Here is a 21,561-nt window from a genome sequence, read left to right on the forward strand (position 1 = left end):
ACTTTGGTTAAAAACCAATGTTCATCAGGCTGATAGGTGTTCGTCAGCTATTGCTGGTCCGATTCCGATAGGTCGTCTTGCTCTTGGCCCAAAAGCGCCAATTCCAACAATGCATAGCGGTGCTCAACGAAGTTGTGAACGTTGTTAGCCACCGTCAGTTTGAACAGCGCCGAAGCGGTGTCCTTGTCCCCCAGACTCAGGTAGTGTTTACCCAAATAGAAGTCAGTTTCACTGAGATGCTCAGCGAGCGAAGTGTTATCCGTTGCATCTGCCTTGAGGCGTTCCATCAGCGTTTTTTCGCTGATCTTGCCCAGGTAGAATTCGACAATATTCCATCCCCATTGCCCTCTGTCCGCTTTGTCATAGCGCTGCTGAAGCGCTACCTCGGCCTTCTTGGGATCGATTTCTCGCTCCACCAGATACAGCCATAACGAACGGAAGGGATCGTTTGGGTCGTCTTGATAAAACGCCTGCAGATCATCCTGCGCCAACGGGAAGCGGCCGCCATAATACAGTGCGATGCCCCGGTTTAAACGCGCGTAATTGTAAGTTGGATCAAGCTCTAGTACAGAATCAAACGCTTCATAGGCAGCATCAAAATTGCCTGCCTGCGTTAAGTAAATGCCCAGGTAGTTGAAAACTTCCGGCATGTCGGGACGTATCGCCAGCGCCTGCGAGAAATCATTGCGCGCTAATGCACGTAACCCGAGGCTATCATACAGCACACCGCGCTCATATAAAAGCTGTGCGCGTTCGTCATCCGTCAGTGCCCGGCTGGCAAGAATTTGTTCCATGCGCGCCAGGATCACTTCCTGCTGCAACGTTGGCTGCAACGGGATTGCCAAAACTTCGTCTTTACGCCAATCATGGTTGCTGCATCCTGCCAGCATGAGTGCTGTCGCAACGTAACACCAGCGCAAGAAAGGCTTCATTTCCCACTCCCGAAGACAAACATTGGATGAACGTCCTGTCCTCCGTTTGCTAAAACGCGGGCATCCTACCCGCGCGATACGAACAGCTCCCAACCCCGTGGCGGGGAGCTGTAAAACTATCTATACAGTTATTCTGCTTCAGGCGCAGGTGAACCCGCTTCCGGCGCCATCGCTTCTTTGATGCTCAGACGCACGCGGCCCTGACGGTCAACTTCCAGTACCTTAACCGGCACTTCCTGACCCATCTGCAGATAGTCGGTCACTTTCTCGACGCGCTTGTCGGCGATCTGAGAAATGTGTACCAGACCTTCTTTACCACCGCCGATAGCGACGAATGCGCCGAAATCAACGATACGGGTCACTTTACCCTGGTAGATACGGCCCACTTCGATCTCTGCCGTGATCTCTTCGATACGACGGATAGCGAATTTCGCCTTCTCCCCGTCGGTCGCAGCGATTTTAACTGTACCATCATCTTCGATTTCGATGGTAGTGCCAGTCTCTTCGGTCAGCGCGCGGATAACGGAACCGCCCTTACCGATCACGTCTTTAATCTTATCCGGGTTGATGCGGATAGTATGAATACGCGGTGCGAATTCGGAGATATCGCCGCGCGGGGTGCTGATAGCCTGTTCCATCACGCCCAGGATGTGCAGACGCGCGCCCTTGGCCTGGTTCAGAGCCACCTGCATGATTTCGCGGGTGATGCCTTCGATTTTGATGTCCATCTGCAGCGCGGTGATACCGTCGCGGCTACCGGCCACTTTGAAGTCCATGTCGCCCAGGTGATCTTCGTCACCCAGAATGTCGGACAGAACCACAAAGTTGTCGGCTTCTTTCACCAGGCCCATCGCGATACCCGCAACGGCAGCCTTGATTGGCACACCGGCGTCCATCAGCGCCAGAGACGCGCCGCACACGGAAGCCATGGAAGAAGAACCGTTGGATTCGGTGATTTCAGACACCACGCGAACGGTGTACGGGAAATCTTCTGGTTTAGGCATCATAGCCAATACGCCGCGTTTCGCCAGGCGACCGTGACCGATTTCACGACGCTTAGGTGAGCCGACCATGCCGGTTTCGCCCACGGAGTACGGAGGGAAGTTGTAGTGGAACAGGAAGCTGTCGGTCTTCTCGCCCATCAGCTCGTCCAGGTTCTGTGCGTCGCGCGCGGTGCCCAGGGTCGCGGTAACCAGCGCCTGAGTTTCGCCACGGGTGAACAGCGCGGAACCGTGGGTGCGCGGCAATACGCCGGTGCGCACGTCCAGGCCACGGATCATGTCTTTTTCACGGCCGTCGATACGCGGCTCGCCACGCAGTACGCGGCTACGCACCACGTTTTTCTCCAGGTTGCCCAGGATGTCCTGGATTTCGCCGGCGTCCAGCGTTTCGTCCTGCGCCAGCAGGGTTTCAACAACGCTGTCTTTGATCGCGTCAACCTGAGCGTAACGCTCTTGTTTTTCGGTGATGTGGTAAGCATCGCCCAGGCGAGCTTCGGCCAGTTCAGCCACGCGCGCTTGCAGCGCTTCGTTGACCGCAGGCGCCTGCCAATCCCACTTCGGTTTGCCGGCTTCGGCAACCAGCGCGTTGATGTTTTCGATAACCACTTGCTGCTGGTCGTGGCCGAACACCACGGCGCCCAGCATCTGATCTTCGCTCAGCACGTCCGCTTCGGATTCCACCATCAGCACCGCGCCGGCGGTACCGGCAACCACCAGATCCAGACGGCTTTCTTTCAGCTCATCGGTCGTCGGGTTCAGTACGTACTGATCGTTGATGTAACCCACGCGCGCGGCGCCGATTGGGCCGTTGAACGGAATACCGGACAGGCTCAGGGCTGCGGAAGCACCGATCATCGCAACGATGTCCGGGTTCACCTGCGGGTTAACGGAAACCACGGTCGCGATCACCTGAACTTCGTTCAGGAAGTTGTCCGGGAACAGTGGACGGATCGGACGGTCGATCAGACGAGAAGTCAGGGTCTCGCCTTCGCTCGGACGGCCTTCGCGACGGAAGAAGCTGCCCGGGATGCGGCCGGCGGCGTAGGTACGCTCTTGGTAGTTAACGGTCAGCGGGAAGAAGCTCTGGCCCGGCTTGGCTTTTTTCTGGCCAACGACGGTAACGAATACGGCGGTGTCATCCATGCTCACCATAACGGCGGCGGTGGCCTGACGCGCCATCATACCGGTTTCGATGGTGACGGTATGCTGGCCATACTGGAATTTGCGAATGATCGGTGTCAGCAAAATTATATCCTTGATTAGCGGCGCGCAATCGCATTGACGACTCGACACGCCTGTGACTCGATTTGCCTTCTCACTACATCCTCGCGACTAATGACAATCCTTATCTCAGGCGGGAGATAAAGCCTCTCATTAGCCGCGCGAACCTCTGTAACGGAAGAACCTGTTTGGAAACATCAGTAATACATTAACCTGATTTGCTTATGCTTCCTAGAAGAAAGGGGCCAAAATAGGCCCCTTTCCACTGAAACTTGCTAGATTAGCGACGCAGACCCAGACGCTCGATCAGGCTGGTGTAACGTGCTACATCTTTACGCTTCAGGTAGTCCAGCAGCTTACGACGCTGAGAAACCATACGCAGCAGACCACGACGGCTGTGGTGATCTTTTTTGTGCTCGGAGAAGTGGCCTTGCAGATGGTTGATCTGCGCAGTCAGCAGGGCAACCTGAACTTCGGTAGAACCGCTGTCGTTAGTACCACGACCGAAATCAGCTACGATTTGAGCTTTAGCTTCAACACTTAGAGACATTGTAATACTCCAGATTATAGATAATAAAAACAGGCGCCGATCTCTAATTCAGCAACCCAATGCATAAGCTGCGCCATTCTACTCTTAGCGCAGTGCGATCGCAAGGCGACGCAGAGCCCCGCCGTCAGTCGAAATGCTCGACCACCAGGCGGCGCGGCGCCACGCGACCGTCCTCGGCGATGTCACCAACGCCGATGAATTTTCGCTCTTCACCCTCGGTGATGCGCACCAGGCCGGAAGCCGGCGCACCGGCCACTTGCACCGGTTGCCCCTGCTTGACGTAGCCCGCCACCACCGGCAGCAAATTCACTTCCGGATAGTTCTCAACCGGGCTGTCCATCGGCATCAGCAGCGGATCGAGCAGCTCGCCGGGAGCGATCGCTTGTTCCTGCGCTTGCTCCAGTAGGGCGTTCAGCTGTTCCAGCGTCACCATGCGCGCGATCGGATAAGTCGCCACCTGCAGGCGGCGCAGATAGATCACGTGCGCGCCGCAGCCCAGCAGCTCGCCGAGATCGTCGGTGATGGTGCGGATGTAGGTGCCTTTCGAGCAGTGGATCTCCAGCTCCAGCTCATCCCCTTCCCAACGGATAAACTGCAGCTCGTACACCGTTATGCTGCGCGCTTCGCGCGGCACTTCAATGCCCTGGCGCGCATACTCGTAGAGTTTCTTGCCCTGGTATTTCAGCGCCGAATACATCGACGGCACCTGCTGGATATCGCCGCGGAAGGTGTCCAGCGCCGCGTCGAGCTGCGCCTGGGTGAAGTTCACCGGGCGCTCCTGCACGATCTGGCCGTCGGCGTCGGAGGTATCGGTACGCTGCCCCAGCTTGGCGATCACCCGATAGCGCTTGTCGGAATCGAGCAGATATTGCGAAAACTTGGTCGCTTCACCCAGGCAGATAGGCAGCATGCCGGTCGCCAGCGGATCGAGCGCGCCGGTATGGCCCGCCCGGTTGGCGTTGTACAGGCGTTTTACTTTTTGCAGCGCATCGTTGGACGACAAACCCTGCGGCTTGTCCAGCAACAGCACGCCGTGGATATCACGGCCGCGGCGACGAGGGCGACTCATTAATCCTCCTTGTCATCGCCTGAGGCGGAACGGCGCTCGGCGTCGTTCTTCACCACGTTGGTCACCAGGTTGGACATGCGCATGCCTTCCACCAGGGAGTTGTCGTAAGCGAAGGTCAGCTCCGGCACCACGCGCAGGCGCATCGCTTTGCCCAGCAGGGTGCGGATATAACCGGAAGCGTCCTGCAACGCTTTAATGCCGTTGGTGACCAGATCCGGATCGTGGTTCTCGGTCAGTACGTTCAGAAAGGTGACGTAAACCTTGGCATACGCCAGGTCACGGGACACTTCTACGCCGGAAACGGTCGCCATGCCGACGCGCGGATCTTTCACTTCACGCTGCAGAATGATCGCAATCTCTTTCTGCATCTCTTGCGCCACGCGTTGGCCGCGGCTGAATTCTTTTGCCATTTTGGATTCTCCAGACAAATCGGGGGGCACAAAGGCCCCCCGTAAACAGATATAAGCAGATGTGCAATCGTTAAGCGATGGTGCGTTGAATCTCAATGATTTCGAACACTTCGATCATGTCGCCGACGCGCACGTCGTTATAGTTCTTAACGCCGATACCACATTCCATGCCGTTACGGACTTCGTTAACGTCATCTTTGAAGCGACGCAGGGATTCCAGCTCGCCTTCATAGATAACCACGTTGTCGCGCAGTACGCGGATTGGGTTGTGACGCTTGATGGTCCCTTCGGTAACCATACAGCCGGCGATAGCGCCGAACTTAGGCGATTTGAACACGTCACGCACTTCGGCCAGGCCGATGATCTGCTGCTTGTATTCCGGCGCCAGCATACCGCTCATCGCCTGCTTCACTTCGTCGATCAGGTTATAGATCACGGAGTAGTAACGCAGATCCAGGCTTTCCGCTTCGATCACGCGGCGCGCAGAAGCGTCGGCACGCACGTTGAAGCCCAGGATGATGGCGTTGGAAGCCGCAGCCAGCGTCGCGTCGGTTTCGGTGATGCCACCTACGCCGGAACCGACAATCTTCACCTTCACTTCGTCGGTGGAGAGTTTCAGCAGCGAGTCGCTGATCGCTTCGCAAGAACCCTGTACGTCGGACTTCAGTACGATGTTCAGCTCGGACACTTCGCCGTCGGTCATGTTGGCGAACATGTTTTCCAGCTTGGACTTCTGCTGACGCGCCAGTTTGACTTCGCGGAACTTGCCCTGACGGTACAGCGCCACTTCACGCGCTTTCTTCTCGTCACGCACCACGGTCGCTTCGTCACCCGCTGCAGGCACGCTGGACAGACCCAGGATTTCCACAGGGATAGACGGACCGGCGGAGGTCACGTCACGACCCAATTCGTCGCGCATCGCACGCACACGGCCGTATTCGAAGCCGCACAGAACGATATCGCCCTTGTTCAGCGTACCTTCCTGAACCAGCACGGTAGCCACAGGGCCACGGCCTTTATCCAGGAAGGACTCGATCACCACGCCGCTCGCCATGCCTCTGCGAACTGCTTTCAGTTCCAGAACTTCGGCCTGCAGCAGGATAGCCTGCAGCAGCTCGTCGATACCGGTACCGGCTTTCGCGGACACGTGGACGAACTGCGCTTCGCCGCCCCACTCTTCCGGCATAACGCCGTACTGAGACAGCTCCTGCTTAACGCGGTCCGGATCGGCTTCCGGCTTGTCGATTTTGTTCACCGCAACCACCAACGGCACCTGCGCCGCTTTCGCGTGCTGGATAGCTTCGATGGTCTGTGGCATCACGCCGTCGTCGGCCGCCACCACCAGAACCACGATGTCAGTCGCCTGAGCACCGCGAGCACGCATCGAGGTAAACGCGGCGTGGCCCGGGGTATCCAGGAAGGTGATCATGCCGTTCTCGGTTTCTACGTGGTAGGCACCGATGTGCTGGGTAATGCCGCCGGCTTCGCCCGCCGCCACTTTGGTGGAGCGGATGTAGTCCAGCAGAGAGGTTTTACCGTGGTCAACGTGGCCCATGATGGTCACGACCGGCGCGCGCGGCTCGGCCGCAGCGCCCGTATCACGGTCGCTCATCAGCGCTTCTTCCAGCTCGTTTTCACGGCGCAGGATAACTTTGTGGCCCATCTCTTCGGCAACCAGCTGTGCGGTTTCCTGGTCGATAACCTGGTTGATGGTGGCCATGGCGCCCAGCTTCATCATCACTTTGATGACCTGAGAACCTTTTACCGCCATCTTGTTGGCCAGCTCGGCCACGGTGATGGTTTCGCCGATCACCACGTCACGGTTAACCACCTGCGCCGGCTTGTTGAAGCCCTGCTGCAGAGCGCTAGGCTTGCGTTTGCCTTTACCGCCACGGGTAACGGCACGCGCTTCTTCGCGATCCGCTTTGGATTCGGACAGCTTGTTGCCTTTCTTCTGCTTGGTGGCTTTGCCGCCGCGGGTGCGGCTGCGACGATCGCCTTCAACTTTGGCGTCGTTTTCGTCTTCCGCGGCACGGGCGTGCTGAGAGGTGGTCACGTGATAGTCGGCGCTTTCAACCGCGGCGCTTGCCGCGTCTGCCTGGGCCCACTTCTCGCCGTTCTCTTCGGCCATGCGACGGGCTTCTTCCGCCACGCGCTTGGCTTCCTCTTCAACCTTGCGGCGCACTTCCTCTTCCGCTTTGCGTTTCAGTTCAGCGGCTTCGGCTTCACGGCGTGCTTTTTCCGCCTGAGCTGGCTTGGTCATTTCGTCGGTATGTTGATTGGTCACTTTTTCTTTTTCCGCTGAATTACGCTTAGCAATCTCCGCGGCCTCACGTTTGGCTTGCTCTTCGGCTGCGCGCTTCGCTTCCGCTTCGCGTTTTGCGAGCTCTTCCGCTTCGCGCCGTGCCTGCTCTTCCGCTTCACGCTGTGCCTGCTCTGCCGCTTCAGCCAACTGGGCTTCCTGCGTATCGCGATTTACATAAGTGCGTTTCTTGCGGACCTCAATTTGCACCGATTTACTTTTACCGCCGGTGCTCGGGATATTCAAGGTGCTGCGCGTTTTGCGCTGCAAAGTGAGTTTACCCGGCGCGCTGCCGTGTTCACGGTTCAGGTGCGCCAGCAATGTTTCTTTTTCTTGCTGGGTAACAGAGTCCGACTCGGACTTGTTGATCCCTGCATCAGCAAACTGCTGTACCAGGCGATCAACCGGAGTCTGAATCTCTGCTGCCAGCGATTTTACGGTTACATCTGTCGTCATGCTGTTCCTTCCTGCTACAGTTATTACGCGTTGTCGCCAAACCAACAGATATTGCGTGCAGCCATGATCAGCTCGCCGGCTTGCTCGTCGCTAAGCCCTTCAATATCAGCCAGATCGTCAACACCCTGCTCGGCAAGATCTTCCAGCGTACAAACCCCACGCGCGGCCAGTTTAAAGGCCATGCTGCGCTCAAGACCCGGCAGGTTGAGCAAATCGTCGGCCGGTTTGTTGTCGCCCAGGCTTTCTTCTTGTGCCAGGGCCAGCGTGGTCAATGCAGCTTTGGCGCGTTCGCGCAATGCTTCAACCGTATCTTCATCCAGACCGTCGATTTCCAACAGCTCTTTGATCGGCACGTAGGCCAGCTCTTCCAGCGTGGAGAAGCCTTCTTCAACCAGTACGGTGGCGAAATCTTCGTCGATATCAAGATACTTGGTGAAGGTATCAATAGCGGCATGAGCCTCGGCCTGGTGCTTGGCCTGCAGGTCGTCCGCCGTCATCACGTTCAGTTCCCAACGATCGTCGCCGCGGTGTTGTTTCAGCAGCTGGGAAGCCAAACGCACGTTTTGGCCGTTACGGCCGATCGCCTGCGCCAGGTTGCTGGCTTCAACGGCGATATCCATGGTGCAGTTATCTTCGTCTACCACGATCGACGCGACGTCGGCCGGCGCCATGGCGTTGATGACGAATTGCGCTGGGTTATCATCCCACAGAATGATGTCGATGCGTTCGCCGCCGAGCTCGCTCGACACGGCCTGAACGCGCGCACCGCGCATACCTACGCAGGCGCCGACCGGGTCGATGCGCTTGTCGTTGGTTTTCACTGCAATTTTCGCGCGGGAGCCAGGATCGCGGGCTGCCGCTTTAATTTCAATCACTTCTTCGCCGATTTCCGGCACTTCGATGCGGAACAGTTCTTTCAGCATTTCCGAGCTGGAACGGCTGACGAACAGTTGCGCGCCGCGTGCTTCAGGACGCACGGCGTACAGTACGCCGCGAATGCGGTCGCCCGGACGGAAGTTTTCGCGCGGCAGCATGTCTTCACGGCCAATCACCGCTTCGGCGTTGTTGCCCAGATCCAGCGCGATGCTGTCACGGTTCACTTTCTTCACCACGCCGGTGACGATCTCACCTTCGTGTTCACGGAAAGCGTCAACCACCATCGCACGCTCGGCTTCGCGCACTTTCTGCACGATAACCTGCTTGGCGGTTTGGGTGGTGATACGGTCGAAGGTCACGGATTCGATCTGATCTTCGACGTAGCCGCCGAGCTCGATGCTCGGATCCTCAAACTGAGCGGCTTCCAGCGTGATTTCACGCGTTGGCTGCGTCACTTCGTCTACGGCGACCCAACGGCGGAAGGTATCGAAATCGCCGGTTCTGCGGTCAATGCTGACGCGCACGTCGATTTCCTGCTCGTATTTTTTCTTGGTTGCGGTGGCTAATGCAGTTTCCAGCGCTTCGAAAATCTTCTCGCGCGGAAGGGATTTTTCATTGGAAACTGCTTCAACAACAGCCAGAATCTCTTTGTTCATCCTAGTTGCCTCTTCCAAACTTTAAAAGTGGGGTACCAGGTTCGCTTTCTGGATGTTGCTCAGCGCGAACACTTCATCTTTCCCTTCCACAGTAACCGTGATCATCTCGCCTTCGACAGACTTGATAATACCCTGCCACTTGCGACGGTTCTGTACCGCCATGCGCAGGACCAGGCTGACTTCTTCACCGAGGAAACGCGTATAGTGCTCTGCGGTGAACATCGGGCGATCAAGGCCAGGAGAGGAGACTTCCAAGTTGTAAGCGACCGTGATTGGATCTTCGACGTCCAATACAGCGCTGACCTGGTGGCTGACATCAGCGCAATCATCAACATTGATGCCGTTATCACTATCAATATAGATGCGGAGCGTCGATTGGCGCGCACGAATGAATTCGATGCCTACAAGCTCAAAGCCCAACGCTTCTACGGGTGCCGAAAGCATCTCTGTTAACTGTTGCTCTAATGTGGACAAGCCCACCCCCAAGACATAAAAAAAGGGCTAAATAGCCCAGTGATTCTGTTGCCAAATAACAAAAAACCCCGAAAAATCGGGGCTTTATGCAACTGGACCCTGTTTGCCGCTAGGCGGCCTCGGTACAACTTTCGAGCAAGTGTCATTTTCAAATGTTGATCGAGAAAAGCGGATTTCAATCGAAAAGTGTATTTGAAAATAAACACTTAAAGGAAAGTGGTTGCGGGGGCCGGATTTGAACCGACGACCTTCGGGTTATGAGCCCGACGAGCTACCAGGCTGCTCCACCCCGCGTCCGAAAACGTGGCAAATACTACGCCGATAATCGCAAAATTGCAAGTTATCTCTGGGATTTGGTACCGAGGATGGGACTCGAACCCACAAGCCCGTTAGGGCACTACCACCTCAAGGTAGCGTGTCTACCAATTCCACCACCTCGGTACTGATTCTTACTGCTAACGGCCGTTGTTCTTTCGAGTTCACAACCACCGTTTACAAACTTTTTCGGCTTACTGCGGGATATCGCTGCTCGGCTTGGCAGGTGCTGCCGGCGCGGTTGTCTGCTCAGTTTTCACTGGCTGACCCAGGTTTTCCCACTCGCTGCCTTTCTTGCTTTGGTTGCTGCTGAGGTTGCCCAGAATCAGGCTGATGACGAAGAACAGCGTCGCCAGCACAGCAGTCATGCGGGTCATAAAGTTACCGGAACCACTCGAACCGAACAATGTGCCTGATGCACCTGCTCCGAAAGAGGCTCCCATATCAGCGCCTTTACCTTGCTGCAACATAATCAGAGCAACCAGCCCGATTGAAATCAGCAGGAAAATTACCAGAAGAGCTTCGTACATAGTAGTACCCGTATCCTTGCGGCCTCACCGCATGCCAAATGCTTCACACTCATCAAGCAGGCGTTTTTATAAACTGCCTACTGAAGCGGGTGTGAATACTAACCAAAGCCGCCAACCCGCGCAAGGGCAATTTGCAGCCGCCGGCGCGTTTGCGGAAAAAAACGCCAACAATCGCCTATTCGGGCTCAGCTGTGCCGAGCCCGATGGCTAACTGTCTGTTTTAACCGGCGGATTTCACCGCGTTGGCGATGCGATGCGCCAGCGCGGTCACCTGCTGCTCGTCCTCGCCTTCCACCATTACGCGGATCAGCGGCTCGGTGCCCGATTTGCGCAGCAGCACCCGGCCGCGGCCGGCCAACTCGGTCTCTACCTGCTCGGTGACCTTGCGCACCGCGTCGGACTCCAGCGGATTGTGATCGCCGGCGAAGCGCACGTTGACCAGGATTTGCGGCAGCAGCTTCATGCCGCTGCACAGGTCGTGCAGGCTCATGTGGTTGCGCACCATGGCAGTCAGCACCTGCAGCCCGGCCACGATGCCGTCGCCGGTGGTGGTTTTGTCCAGCAGGATCACATGGCCGGAGTTTTCCGCACCGATGCGCCAACCCAGTTCCTGCAGTTTTTCCAGCACGTAGCGGTCGCCCACTTTGGCGCGAGCGAATGGAATGCCCAGCTGTTTCAGCGCCAGCTCCAGCCCCATATTGCTCATCAGGGTGCCGACCGCGCCGCCGCGCAGCTGGCCCTGACGCAGGCCTTCGCGGGCGATGATGTACAGGATCTGATCGCCGTCCACCTTGTTGCCCAGGTGATCCACCATCATCACGCGGTCGCCGTCGCCGTCGAACGCCAGGCCCACGTGCGCTTTTTCCTGCAGCACGCGCTCCTGCAGCTGACGCACGTCGGTAGCGCCGCACTTCTCGTTGATGTTCATGCCGTCCGGCTCAACGCCGATGGCGATCACCGTGGCGCCCAGCTCGCGCAGCACGCTCGGCGCGATGTGGTAGGTCGCCCCGTTGGCGCAGTCGACCACGATTTTCAGCCCCTTCAGGCTCAGCTCGCTCGGGAAGGTGCCTTTGCAGAATTCGATATAGCGGCCGGCGGCATCGATGATGCGGCTGGCTTTACCCAGCTCGGCGGACTCCACGCAGGTCAGCGGCTTTTCCATCTCGGCTTCGATAGCTTCTTCGACGTTGTCCGGCAGCTTGGCGCCGTCGATCGAGAAGAACTTGATGCCGTTGTCATAGAACGGGTTATGAGAAGCGGAAATGACGATGCCCGCTTCTGCGCGGAAGGTGCGCGTCAGATAGGCCACCGCCGGGGTGGGCATCGGCCCGGTGAAGGAGGCGGACAGCCCTGCGGCCGCCAGGCCGGCTTCCAGCGCGGACTCCAGCATATAGCCGGAGATGCGCGTATCCTTACCGATGATGATCTTGCGCGAACCGTGGCGCGCCAGCACTTTACCGGCCGCCCAGCCGAGCTTCAGCACGAAGTCCGGCGTGATGGGGCTGTCCCCGACCTTGCCACGGATGCCGTCGGTGCCAAAATATTTGCGCTCGCTCATGTCTCTACTGTCCCTTAGCTGAAAGTGTTGCCTCGACGACACGCATCGCCTCGACGGTTTCTTTAACGTCATGCACTCTGACAATCTGCGCGCCCTGCATCGCCGCGATCACCGCGCAGGCCACGCTGCCGATCACCCGTTGATCCGGCGGCACGTTCAGCAGTTGCCCAATCATCGATTTACGCGACATACCGACCAATAGCGGCAAACCGAAACGATGAAACTCCGACAACCGCGCCAGAAGCTGATAGTTGTGCGCCAAATTTTTACCGAAACCGAAGCCTGGGTCGAGCAGCAATTTCTGATTTGTTATCCCCGCCTCGTTACAGCGCCGGATATGGTGCTCGAAAAACGCCTGAACGTCGGCGATCAGATCGTCGTAGTGCGGCGCCTGCTGCATGGTGCGCGGCTGCCCTTGCATATGCATCAGACAGACCGGCAGCCCGCTTTCCGCCGCCGCCGCCAGGGCACCCGGCTCCTGAAGTGAGCGAATGTCGTTGATCAGGTGTGCGCCGGCGTGCGCTGATTCGCGGATCACGCCCGCTTTCGAGGTATCGACAGAGATAAAGACTTCAAAACGCTGCGCCAGCGCTTCCACCACCGGCACGACCCGTTCCAATTCTTCCTCTTCACTCACCTCTGCCGCCCCCGGCCTTGTCGACTCGCCGCCGATATCGATCATCGTGGCGCCGGCCGAAATCAGCGCATGCGCGTGCAGCAGCGCCTGGTTCAGGGTGTTGTGGCGGCCGCCGTCGGAAAACGAATCCGGCGTCACGTTGAGGATGCCCATCACCTGCGGATGGGAGAGATTGAGCGTCATGTCGCGCACGGTTAACTGCATGGTTGGTCCACCTTACTGTTGCCTGGTTCACTGCCCGCCGGGCAAAAAAAAACCCCGGCATGCCGGGGTTTGATGTTATTACACAGCCGCAGTTACTTGTCGAGCTGTTCGGACATGGTGTTGCCCGGCGTTGGGGTGCGAGGTTCATCTACCGGCGTCGGGGCTTTCGGGGTGCCGCCGTTGTCGGAGCTGTTGCCTTTGTTCGCATCGTCCCAACCCGCAGGCGGACGCACGTCTTTGCGGTTCATCAGATCGTCGATCTGCGGCGCATCGATGGTTTCGTACTTCATCAGCGCATCCTTCATCGAGTGCAGGATGTCCATGTTTTCCATCAGCAGCGAGCGAGCACGCGTGTAGTTACGCTCGATCAGCGACTTCACTTCCTGGTCGATGATGCGCGCGGTTTCATCCGACATGTGCTTCGCCTTGGCCACGGAACGGCCCAGGAACACTTCGCCCTCTTCTTCCGCATACAGCAGCGGCCCCAGCTTCTCGGAGAAGCCCCACTGGGTCACCATGTTGCGGGCGATGGAGGTCGCCACTTTGATGTCGTTCGACGCACCGGTAGAGACTTTCTCCGGCCCGTAGATGATCTCTTCCGCCAGACGGCCGCCGTACAGGGTGGAGATTTGGCTCTCCAGCTTCTGACGGCTGGCGCTGATCGCATCCCCTTCCGGCAGGAAGAAGGTCACGCCGAGCGCACGGCCGCGAGGAATGATCGTCACCTTGTGCACCGGATCGTGTTCAGGAACCAGGCGGCCAATGATGGCATGGCCCGCTTCGTGATACGCGGTCGACTCTTTCTGCGCTTCGGTCATCACCATGGAGCGGCGTTCCGCACCCATCATGATCTTGTCTTTGGCTTTCTCGAACTCCACCATCGACACCACGCGCTTGTTGCCGCGGGCGGCGAACAGCGCCGCTTCGTTGACCAGGTTAGCCAGATCGGCACCGGAGAAGCCCGGCGTACCGCGCGCAATGACGGAGGCGTCGATGTCGGCCGCCAACGGCACGCGGCGCATGTGCACCTTCAGGATCTGCTCACGGCCACGCACATCCGGCAGCCCGACCACGACCTGACGGTCGAAACGGCCCGGGCGCAGCAGCGCAGGGTCAAGCACGTCCGGACGGTTGGTGGCCGCGATGACGATGATGCCTTCGTTGCCTTCGAAACCGTCCATCTCAACCAGCATCTGGTTCAGGGTCTGTTCGCGCTCATCGTGACCGCCACCCAGGCCGGCGCCACGCTGGCGACCGACGGCGTCGATTTCATCGATGAAGATGATGCACGGCGCGGCTTTCTTCGCTTGCTCGAACATGTCGCGCACGCGGGATGCACCCACACCGACGAACATTTCGACGAAGTCGGAACCGGAAATGGTGAAGAACGGCACCTTCGCTTCGCCGGCGATCGCTTTCGCCAACAGCGTTTTACCGGTCCCCGGTGGGCCAACCATCAGCACGCCTTTCGGGATCTTGCCGCCCAATTTCTGGAAACGGCTCGGCTCGCGCAGGTATTCCACCAGTTCGCTCACCTCTTCTTTCGCTTCGTCACAACCGGCGACATCGGCGAAAGTGGTCTTGATCTGGTCTTCCGTCAGCATGCGGGCCTTGCTCTTGCCGAAGGACATCGCGCCCTTGCCGCCGCCGCCCTGCATTTGCCGCATAAAGAAGATCCAGACCCCGATCAGCAACAGCATCGGGAACCAGGAGATAAAGATAGAAGCCAGCAGGCTCGGCTCTTCAGGCGGCTCGCCGACAACTTTCACATTCTTCGTTAACAACGTATCCAGCAACTTAGGATCGTTGACAGGGATGTAGGTCGTGTATTTGTTACTGTCTTTCTTGGTAACGTTAATTTCACGTCCGTTGATTCGCGCTTCGCGAACCTGGTCCTGGGTCAGTTCGGACATGAAGGTAGAGTAATCCACCCTACGGCCATTCGACTCGCTGGGCCCAAAGCTCTGGAATACAGACATCAACACTACCGCGATGACTAACCAGAGAATTAGGTTTTTCGCCATGTCACTCAAGGGATTAACCTCATCTTACAACTGTGTTAACAAACAGCGTTAGGGTACTACAGTTTGCGCCCTGTCGCTACAATGTACACTTCGCGCGAACGGGCGCGGGAAGCGTCTGGCTTACGAATCTTAACCTTCGTAAACAGGGAGCGAATTTCCCGTAGGTACTCGTCAAAGCCATCTCCCTGGAACACCTTCACCAGGAAACTTCCGCCTGGTGCGAGGACATCCCGACACATATCCAGCGCCAACTCCACCAGATACATCGACCTTGGAATATCGACCGCCGGGGTGCCACTCATATTCGGGGCCATATCGGACATGACCACCTGAACCTTACTCTCGCCTACTCGTTCCAACAGCGCCTTCAGCACCAGTTCATCACGAAAATCGCCCTGAAGGAAATCGACGCCAACGATAGGATCCATTGGCAAAATATCACAGGCGATGATGCGCCCGGTACCGCCGATTTGGGTGACCACATACTGCGACCAGCCGCCCGGCGCGGCGCCGAGATCCACCACGGTCATGCCCGGTTTGAACAGTTTGTCGCTCTGCTGTATTTCATCAAGTTTAAACCAGGCGCGGGAACGCAGTCCCTTTTTCTGCGCCTGCTGTACATATTTATCGCTAAAGTGTTCTTGTAACCAGCGACTGGAGCTAGCCGAACGCTTTTTATTAGCCATCTCGTTTTCCAACTATCATAAAAAGAGTCTTATGTCAGGGTCGCTGCTCACGTAGACTCACACCGGTGAAGACCGATTTGGTGATATACATGAGATGGCGGTAGAATGTACCGTTTTCAATCCCAACTTAAGCAAAAAAGACAATGAATCTGAATAATAAACAAAAACAGCACCTGAAAGGCCTGGCGCATCCGTTAAAACCGGTGGTGATGCTGGGCAATAACGGTCTTACCGAAGGGGTGCTGGCTGAAATTGAACAGGCTCTGGAGCATCACGAGCTGATCAAGGTAAAAATCGCCGCTGAAGATCGCGAAACCAAAACCCTGATCGCCGATGCTATCGTGCGTGAAACGGGCGCCTGCAATGTGCAAGTTATCGGCAGTACGCTTATTCTTTACCGCCCGTCGAAAGAGCGCAAGATCAGTCTACCGCGTTAATAACCATCAGGTTAACGAAAAGGTGCCATGCGCCTGACCAAGATAAAAGGCCGCTTGCGGCCTTTTTCCTATCTTTACAAAACGTTGGCGCATTAATGACCAACGGCCTCGATCAGAGATACTCAACCTTCAGGATCTCATACTCGACGTCGCCGCCAGGGGTTTTGATCACCACCACATCGTCTTGCTCTTTGCCGATCAGGCCGCGCGCCATCGGCGAGTTTACCGAAATCAGATTTTTCTTGAAATCGGCCTCATCGTCGCCAACGATGCGGTAAGTCACTTCTTCTTCACTGTCCAGATTCATCACCGATACGGTGGCGCCGAAGATCACTCGGCCGGTGTTCGGCATCTTGGTGATATCGATCACCTGAGCATTGGACAGCTTGGCTTCGATTTCCTGAATGCGGCCCTCGCAGAAACCCTGCTGTTCGCGGGCGGCGTGGTACTCGGCATTCTCTTTCAAATCGCCGTGCTCGCGCGCCTCAGCGATGTCCGCAATGATTTTCGGGCGGCGCACGCTTTTCAGATATTCGAGCTCTTCGCGCAGTTTTTCAGCGCCAAACAAGGTCATCGGAATTTGGTTCATCGTATAAATACCTCTAAATCTTTCCTGTTCAAATAACCGTCATCCTGACGTATTCGTATGAAAACACGGTTGGCATACCGCCACCCGCCTCCAGGCGACAAACAAAAGAAACCTGACTCGGAACGGAGCCCAAGCCAAGATCGGTTTTGCATTTTGATACGCATTTTAGCCTAGAGTTCCTTGAGGGTCATCGTTTACTTTTTCCCTGATTGCACCGTAGTATGACGGCACGTTATCCAGCTGTTATCCCGAGATTATGCGTTTTTCACGAATTGTCAGTGCATTGGCTTGCGCATTTGTTCTGAATGCGAATGCGGCCCCGGTTGAAGAGTACACACAATATCTGCCTGATGGGGCCAACCTTGCCCTGGTCGTTCAGAAAATCGGTGCCGGCGCGCCGACGATCGATTATCACTCTCAGCAGATGGCGCTGCCGGCCAGTACCCAAAAAGTGCTGACGGCGCTGGCGGCATTGCTGCAACTCGGGCCCGATTACCGTTTCACCACCACGCTGGAGAGCCAGGGCGATATCCGCGACGGCGTGCTGCGCGGCAACCTGATCGCCCGCTTCAGCGGCGATCCGACCTTCAAACGCCAGAGCCTGCGCAATATGGTGGCCGTCCTGAAGAAACAGGGCGTGCGCCAAATCAGCGGCGACGTGCTGGTCGATACCTCGGTCTTCGCCAGCCATGACAAGGCGCCCGGCTGGCCGTGGAACGATCTGACGCAGTGCTTCAGCGCGCCGCCGGCCGCCGCCATCGTCGATCGCAACTGTTTCTCGGTCTCGCTGTACAGCGCGCCGAATCCGGGCGACATGGCGTTTATCCGCGTCGCCTCCTATTATCCGGTCAATATGTTTAGCCAGGTGCGCACCCTGGCGCGCGGCTCCGCTGACGCGCAGTACTGCGAACTGGACGTGGTGCCGGGCGAGCTGAACCGCTTTACCCTGACCGGCTGCCTGACGCAGCGCAGCGAACCGCTGCCGTTGGCCTTCGCCATCCAGGATGGCGCCAGCTACGCGGGCGCCATCCTGAAAGACGAACTGATCCAGGCCGGCATCCAGATCGACGGGCACTTGAAACGCCAGACGCGTCCCGGCATCACCGGCACGGTGATCGCGCAAACCCAGTCGGCGCCGCTGCACGATCTGTTGAAGATCATGCTGAAAAAATCGGACAACATGATCGCCGATACCGTCTTCCGCACCATCGGCCACGAACGCTTCGGCGTGCCGGGCACCTGGCGAGCGGGTGCCGATGCGGTACGCCAGGTGCTGCGCCAGAAGGCCGGCATCGATCTGGGCAACACCATCATCGCCGACGGCTCCGGCCTGTCGCGCCACAACCTGCTGGCGCCGGCGACCATGATGCAGGCGCTGCAGTACATCGCGCAGCACGACAACGAGCTGAACTTCATCTCGATGCTGCCGCTGTCCGGCTATGACGGTACCCTGCGCTATCGCGGCGGCCTGCACGAAGCCGGCGTCGACGGCAAAGTGTCGGCCAAGACCGGCGCGCTGCAGGGCGTGTACAACCTGGCGGGCTTCATCACCACCGCCAGCGGCCAGCGCATGGCCTTCGTGCAGTATCTCTCCGGCTACGCCGTGCCGCCGGAGGATCAGAAACAGCGCCGCGCGCCGCTGGTGCGTTTCGAAAGCCGCCTGTATCGGGATATTTACCAAAACAACTGAGGATCATCATGAAGCTGCTGGTCGTTGAGGATGATGAACTGTTGCAACAGGGGCTGGCGCTGGCGCTGACCGGCGAAGGTTACGTCTGCGACTGCGCCGCCACGGCGGCGGAGGCCAACAGCCTGCTCATCACCAGCCAATACAGCATGGTGATCCTGGATCTCGGCCTGCCGGACACCGACGGCGCCGCGCTGCTGCGGCAGTGGCGCCGCCAACAGATCGATCTGCCGGTGCTGATCCTGACCGCCCGCGACGCGCTGGAAGACCGCGTCGACGGGCTGGACGCCGGCGCCGACGACTACCTGGTCAAACCCTTCGCGCTGGTCGAGCTGCAGGCGCGCGTACGCGCCCTCCTGCGGCGCTACCAGGGGCACAGCGACAATCTGATGCAGGTGGACGATCTGCAGCTGAACCTCTCCAGCCAGCAGGTTTACCTGCAGCAGCAGCCGGTGGAGGTCACGCCGAAAGAGTTCGCCATTCTGGCGCGTCTTATCATGCGTGCCGGGCAGACGGTCAACCGTGAACTCCTGCAGCAGGATCTCTATACCTGGCAAGACGATTTAGGTTCCAACACGCTGGAAGTACACATTCACAACCTGCGCCGCAAACTGGGCAAGGATCGCATCCGCACCGTGCGCGGCATCGGCTACCGCCTGGAACCCTCCTCATGATCAGCATGCGCCGCCGCCTGCTGCTGATGCTGGCGCTGATCCTGCTGGTCACGCAACTCATCAGCGCCTTCTGGCTGTGGCACGAAAGCCAGGAACAGATCGGCTTCCTGGTGGACGAAACCCTGTCCGCCAAAGTGCGTACCGAACGCGTCGATAGCGAGATCGCCGAGGCCATCGCGTCGCTGTTGGCGCCTTCGCTGATCATGATGATCGTCACGCTGCTGGCGTCGTTTTGGGCCATCAGCTGGATCATCCGCCCGCTCAACCAATTGCAGAAACGGCTGGAAAAGCGCTCTGCCGATAACCTGACGCCGCTGCCGATCGCCAGCGACAGCCAGGAAATGGTGGCGGTCACCAATGCACTCAATCAGCTGTTCTCACGATTGGACAACACCATTCAACAGGAACGCCTGTTCACCGCCGACGCCGCCCACGAGCTGCGCACGCCGCTGGCCGGCATCCGCCTGCATCTGGAACTGATGGAGAAACAGGGCGTCAAGGGCAGCCAGGCGCTGATCGCCCGCATCGATCAGCTGATGCACACCGTCGAGCAGTTGCTGATGCTGTCGCGCGCCGGGCAAGACTTCGCCCGCGGCCATTATCAGCATGTCGATTGGGTGGCCGATGTGATCCAGCCGCTGCGTGAAGAGCTCGACGAAATGGCCGCCCAACGCGCGCAGACGCTGGACTGGCACTTGCCGGCTGCTGCCACAGTAAACGGCGATCCGGTGCTGCTGCGGCTGCTGCTGCGCAACCTGGTCGAAAACGCCCACCGTTACGGCCCTGAAGGCGGCGCGATACAGGTGAGGTTAACGCCGCAAGGCAACGGCTATCTGCTGCAAGTCATCGACGATGGTCCGGGGATCAAGGAAGAGATGGTCGGGGAGCTGACGCAGGCGTTTCGCCGCATGGATCAACGCTACGGCGGCAGTGGGCTGGGCCTGAATATCGTGATCCGCATCGTGCAGTTGCACCAGGGGCGTTTGACGCTGGAAAACCGCCGCGATGCGCGCGGCCTGAACGCCCAGTGCTGGCTGCCGGAAAAGGCGCTTAAATAACAAGGGCCCAGCGTTGCTGAGCCCCTTATCACCGAATTACTTCTGGTAAATGATTTCGACGCCTTCGTCGTCGTCTTCGTCCCAGTCGTCATCCCAGTCATCTTCCGCTTCGGCTTCCACTTCCGCGATTTGCTCGCGGTGGTAGTCATCCCACATGAATTCGACTTTTTCCGGTGCGCTTTCTTCGATCGCCATCGCTTTCGGCTGGGTGTTGATGAAGTTCATCACGTCCCAGCACAGCGCGTTGACGCCTTCGCGGTTGGCGGCGGAGATCATGTAGTACTTCCCTTCCCAGCCCATGCCTTCCACAATCGCCTTGGCGCGTTCGGCGGCTTCTTCCTCACCAATCACATCAATTTTGTTGAACACCAGCCAGCGAGGCTTCTGCGCCAGATTTTCGCTGTATTGGTTCAACTCGTTGATGATGACTTTGGCGTTCTCCACCGGATCGGATTCGTCGATCGGCGCGATGTCCACCAGGTGCAGCAGCACGCGGCAACGCTCCAGGTGTTTCAGGAAGCGAATGCCCAGGCCCGCGCCTTCGGAGGCGCCCTCGATCAGCCCCGGAATGTCGGCGACCACAAAGCTCTGCTCGTGGTCCATACGCACCACGCCCAGGCTCGGCACCAGCGTAGTGAACGGATAATCGGCCACCTTCGGCTTGGCGGCGGACACCGCGCGGATGAAGGTCGATTTGCCGGCGTTCGGCAGCCCCAGCATGCCTACATCGGCCAGCAGCAACAGCTCCAGCAACAGGTCGCGCGCTTCGCCAGCGGTACCCAGCGTCTTCTGACGCGGTGCACGGTTGACCGAAGATTTGAAACGGGTGTTGCCCAGGCCGTGCCAGCCGCCTTTGGCGACCATCAGCTTCTGCTCGTGGCGGGTCATGTCGCCGAGGATCTCGCCGGTGCCCTGATCCTTCACGCGCGTGCCGACCGGCACCTTGATGATGACGTCTTTACCGCGTTTACCGGTACAGTCGCGGCTCTGGCCATTCTGGCCGCGCTCGGCGCGGAAAGACTTCTCAAAGCGATAGTCGATAAGAGTGTTGAGGTTCTCGTCCGCCAGCAGGTAGACGTCGCCGCCGTCGCCGCCGTCGCCGCCGTCAGGCCCACCGTTGGGGATATATTTTTCGCGGCGGAAGCTGACGCATCCGTTGCCGCCGTCGCCTGCAACGACCAGAATCGCTGCTTCATCTACAAACTTCATTTACCG

19 protein-coding genes and 2 tRNA genes are annotated in these 21,561 nt (G+C 58.1%); 4 read left to right on the forward strand and 17 right to left on the reverse strand.

Annotated features, from left to right (window positions below; genetic code table 11):
• Positions 1 to 47: 47 nt before the first annotated feature.
• From nlpI to rlmE, 15 genes are all read right to left on the reverse strand, one after another.
• The gene (gene nlpI / locus ACJ8PI_RS15680) at positions 48 to 932 is read right to left on the reverse strand and encodes a lipoprotein NlpI (RefSeq protein ID WP_033636826.1); all 885 of its coding nucleotides are present in this window, start codon (positions 930 to 932) and stop codon (positions 48 to 50) included.
• A gap of 128 nt (positions 933 to 1,060) precedes the next feature.
• Positions 1,061 to 3,178, reverse strand: a complete 2,118-nt coding sequence (gene pnp, locus ACJ8PI_RS15685) for a polyribonucleotide nucleotidyltransferase (RefSeq protein WP_033636825.1) — start codon at positions 3,176 to 3,178, stop codon at positions 1,061 to 1,063.
• Positions 3,179 to 3,434: 256 nt separating this feature from the next.
• Positions 3,435 to 3,704 (reverse strand): 30S ribosomal protein S15, encoded by a 270-nt coding sequence (gene rpsO / locus ACJ8PI_RS15690; protein ID WP_004933502.1) that lies wholly within the window; start codon positions 3,702 to 3,704, stop codon positions 3,435 to 3,437.
• A gap of 124 nt (positions 3,705 to 3,828) precedes the next feature.
• A complete protein-coding gene (truB, locus tag ACJ8PI_RS15695) occupies positions 3,829 to 4,773 on the reverse strand; it encodes a tRNA pseudouridine(55) synthase TruB (protein WP_033636823.1) in 945 nt (314 codons plus the stop codon).
• Positions 4,773 to 5,183 carry a 30S ribosome-binding factor RbfA gene (gene rbfA, locus ACJ8PI_RS15700; RefSeq protein ID WP_004933508.1) on the reverse strand — a complete coding sequence of 137 codons (411 nt, stop codon included), beginning with the start codon at positions 5,181 to 5,183 and terminating at the stop codon, positions 4,773 to 4,775. The genes truB and rbfA overlap by 1 nt, the downstream gene beginning before the upstream one ends.
• Positions 5,184 to 5,253: 70 nt before the next feature.
• On the reverse strand, positions 5,254 to 7,941 hold the full coding sequence (gene infB, locus ACJ8PI_RS15705) for a translation initiation factor IF-2 (protein ID WP_164134813.1): 2,688 nt from the start codon (positions 7,939 to 7,941) through the stop codon (positions 5,254 to 5,256).
• Positions 7,942 to 7,964: 23 nt separating this feature from the next.
• Positions 7,965 to 9,473: a transcription termination factor NusA gene (gene nusA / locus ACJ8PI_RS15710; protein ID WP_019453340.1), complete on the reverse strand. Its 1,509-nt coding sequence runs from the start codon at positions 9,471 to 9,473 to the stop codon at positions 7,965 to 7,967.
• A gap of 21 nt (positions 9,474 to 9,494) precedes the next feature.
• Complete coding sequence (gene rimP / locus ACJ8PI_RS15715) at positions 9,495 to 9,947, reverse strand: ribosome maturation factor RimP (RefSeq protein ID WP_028127574.1); 453 nt, start codon at positions 9,945 to 9,947, stop codon at positions 9,495 to 9,497.
• Positions 9,948 to 10,164: 217 nt separating this feature from the next.
• Positions 10,165 to 10,241: transfer RNA gene (locus tag ACJ8PI_RS15720), tRNA-Met, on the reverse strand.
• 60 nt (positions 10,242 to 10,301) lie between these two features.
• Positions 10,302 to 10,388, reverse strand: a tRNA-Leu gene (locus tag ACJ8PI_RS15725).
• Positions 10,389 to 10,456: 68 nt separating this feature from the next.
• A complete protein-coding gene (gene secG, locus ACJ8PI_RS15730) occupies positions 10,457 to 10,792 on the reverse strand; it encodes a preprotein translocase subunit SecG (RefSeq protein WP_004933519.1) in 336 nt (111 codons plus the stop codon).
• Between the two features lie 220 nt (positions 10,793 to 11,012).
• Positions 11,013 to 12,350 (reverse strand): phosphoglucosamine mutase, encoded by a 1,338-nt coding sequence (gene glmM, locus ACJ8PI_RS15735; protein WP_049212707.1) that lies wholly within the window; start codon positions 12,348 to 12,350, stop codon positions 11,013 to 11,015.
• A 4-nt stretch (positions 12,351 to 12,354) separates the two neighbouring features.
• A complete protein-coding gene (gene folP, locus ACJ8PI_RS15740; protein WP_033648673.1) occupies positions 12,355 to 13,191 on the reverse strand; it encodes a dihydropteroate synthase in 837 nt (278 codons plus the stop codon).
• A 92-nt stretch (positions 13,192 to 13,283) separates the two neighbouring features.
• Entirely contained in the window at positions 13,284 to 15,215 is a 1,932-nt protein-coding gene (ftsH, locus tag ACJ8PI_RS15745; RefSeq protein ID WP_004933529.1) for an ATP-dependent zinc metalloprotease FtsH, read from the reverse strand.
• 56 nt (positions 15,216 to 15,271) lie between these two features.
• Positions 15,272 to 15,901 (reverse strand): 23S rRNA (uridine(2552)-2'-O)-methyltransferase RlmE, encoded by a 630-nt coding sequence (gene rlmE / locus ACJ8PI_RS15750; RefSeq protein WP_004933533.1) that lies wholly within the window; start codon positions 15,899 to 15,901, stop codon positions 15,272 to 15,274.
• 143 nt (positions 15,902 to 16,044) lie between these two features.
• On the opposite strand from rlmE, the gene yhbY reads away from it, so the two are divergent.
• A complete protein-coding gene (gene yhbY, locus ACJ8PI_RS15755; RefSeq protein ID WP_004933536.1) occupies positions 16,045 to 16,338 on the forward strand; it encodes a ribosome assembly RNA-binding protein YhbY in 294 nt (97 codons plus the stop codon).
• A gap of 112 nt (positions 16,339 to 16,450) precedes the next feature.
• Here the strand turns inward: yhbY and greA are convergent, their stop codons facing one another.
• Positions 16,451 to 16,927: a transcription elongation factor GreA gene (gene greA, locus ACJ8PI_RS15760; protein WP_004933539.1), complete on the reverse strand. Its 477-nt coding sequence runs from the start codon at positions 16,925 to 16,927 to the stop codon at positions 16,451 to 16,453.
• Between the two features lie 256 nt (positions 16,928 to 17,183).
• Between greA and dacB the strand changes: the two genes are divergently transcribed.
• From dacB to pmrB, 3 genes are read left to right on the forward strand one after another with little or no spacing between them, the layout of a single operon-like run.
• Entirely contained in the window at positions 17,184 to 18,617 is a 1,434-nt protein-coding gene (gene dacB / locus ACJ8PI_RS15765; RefSeq protein ID WP_033648675.1) for a serine-type D-Ala-D-Ala carboxypeptidase, read from the forward strand.
• A gap of 8 nt (positions 18,618 to 18,625) precedes the next feature.
• Positions 18,626 to 19,288, forward strand: a complete 663-nt coding sequence (gene pmrA, locus ACJ8PI_RS15770) for a two-component system response regulator PmrA (RefSeq protein WP_033648677.1) — start codon at positions 18,626 to 18,628, stop codon at positions 19,286 to 19,288.
• Positions 19,285 to 20,346, forward strand: a complete 1,062-nt coding sequence (gene pmrB / locus ACJ8PI_RS15775; RefSeq protein WP_164134885.1) for a two-component system sensor histidine kinase PmrB — start codon at positions 19,285 to 19,287, stop codon at positions 20,344 to 20,346. Before pmrA ends, pmrB begins: the two co-directional genes overlap by 4 nt.
• Positions 20,347 to 20,382: 36 nt before the next feature.
• On the opposite strand, the gene cgtA is transcribed toward pmrB, so the two are convergent.
• A complete protein-coding gene (cgtA, locus tag ACJ8PI_RS15780; RefSeq protein ID WP_004933553.1) occupies positions 20,383 to 21,555 on the reverse strand; it encodes an Obg family GTPase CgtA in 1,173 nt (390 codons plus the stop codon).
• Between the last annotated feature and the right edge of the window lie 6 nt (positions 21,556 to 21,561).

It is taken from the genome of Serratia sp. CY82433, assembly GCF_052166535.1.
GTDB lineage: Bacteria > Pseudomonadota > Gammaproteobacteria > Enterobacterales > Enterobacteriaceae > Serratia > Serratia sarumanii.

Coding starts and splice junctions, on each gene's coding strand:
- nusA (WP_019453340.1), bottom strand. CDS start 9,473: ATGAACAAAGAGATTCTGGCTGTTGTTGAAGCAGTTTCCAATGAAAAA.
- greA (WP_004933539.1), bottom strand. CDS start 16,927: ATGAACCAAATTCCGATGACCTTGTTTGGCGCTGAAAAACTGCGCGAA.
- pmrA (WP_033648677.1), top strand. CDS start 18,626: ATGAAGCTGCTGGTCGTTGAGGATGATGAACTGTTGCAACAGGGGCTG.
- pmrB (WP_164134885.1), top strand. CDS start 19,285: ATGATCAGCATGCGCCGCCGCCTGCTGCTGATGCTGGCGCTGATCCTG.
- nlpI (WP_033636826.1), bottom strand. CDS start 932: ATGAAGCCTTTCTTGCGCTGGTGTTACGTTGCGACAGCACTCATGCTG.
- rlmE (WP_004933533.1), bottom strand. CDS start 15,901: ATGGCTAATAAAAAGCGTTCGGCTAGCTCCAGTCGCTGGTTACAAGAA.
- truB (WP_033636823.1), bottom strand. CDS start 4,773: ATGAGTCGCCCTCGTCGCCGCGGCCGTGATATCCACGGCGTGCTGTTG.
- rpsO (WP_004933502.1), bottom strand. CDS start 3,704: ATGTCTCTAAGTGTTGAAGCTAAAGCTCAAATCGTAGCTGATTTCGGT.
- glmM (WP_049212707.1), bottom strand. CDS start 12,350: ATGAGCGAGCGCAAATATTTTGGCACCGACGGCATCCGTGGCAAGGTC.
- infB (WP_164134813.1), bottom strand. CDS start 7,941: ATGACGACAGATGTAACCGTAAAATCGCTGGCAGCAGAGATTCAGACT.
- yhbY (WP_004933536.1), top strand. CDS start 16,045: ATGAATCTGAATAATAAACAAAAACAGCACCTGAAAGGCCTGGCGCAT.
- cgtA (WP_004933553.1), bottom strand. CDS start 21,555: ATGAAGTTTGTAGATGAAGCAGCGATTCTGGTCGTTGCAGGCGACGGC.
- secG (WP_004933519.1), bottom strand. CDS start 10,792: ATGTACGAAGCTCTTCTGGTAATTTTCCTGCTGATTTCAATCGGGCTG.
- rbfA (WP_004933508.1), bottom strand. CDS start 5,183: ATGGCAAAAGAATTCAGCCGCGGCCAACGCGTGGCGCAAGAGATGCAG.
- ftsH (WP_004933529.1), bottom strand. CDS start 15,215: ATGGCGAAAAACCTAATTCTCTGGTTAGTCATCGCGGTAGTGTTGATG.
- dacB (WP_033648675.1), top strand. CDS start 17,184: ATGCGTTTTTCACGAATTGTCAGTGCATTGGCTTGCGCATTTGTTCTG.
- folP (WP_033648673.1), bottom strand. CDS start 13,191: ATGCAGTTAACCGTGCGCGACATGACGCTCAATCTCTCCCATCCGCAG.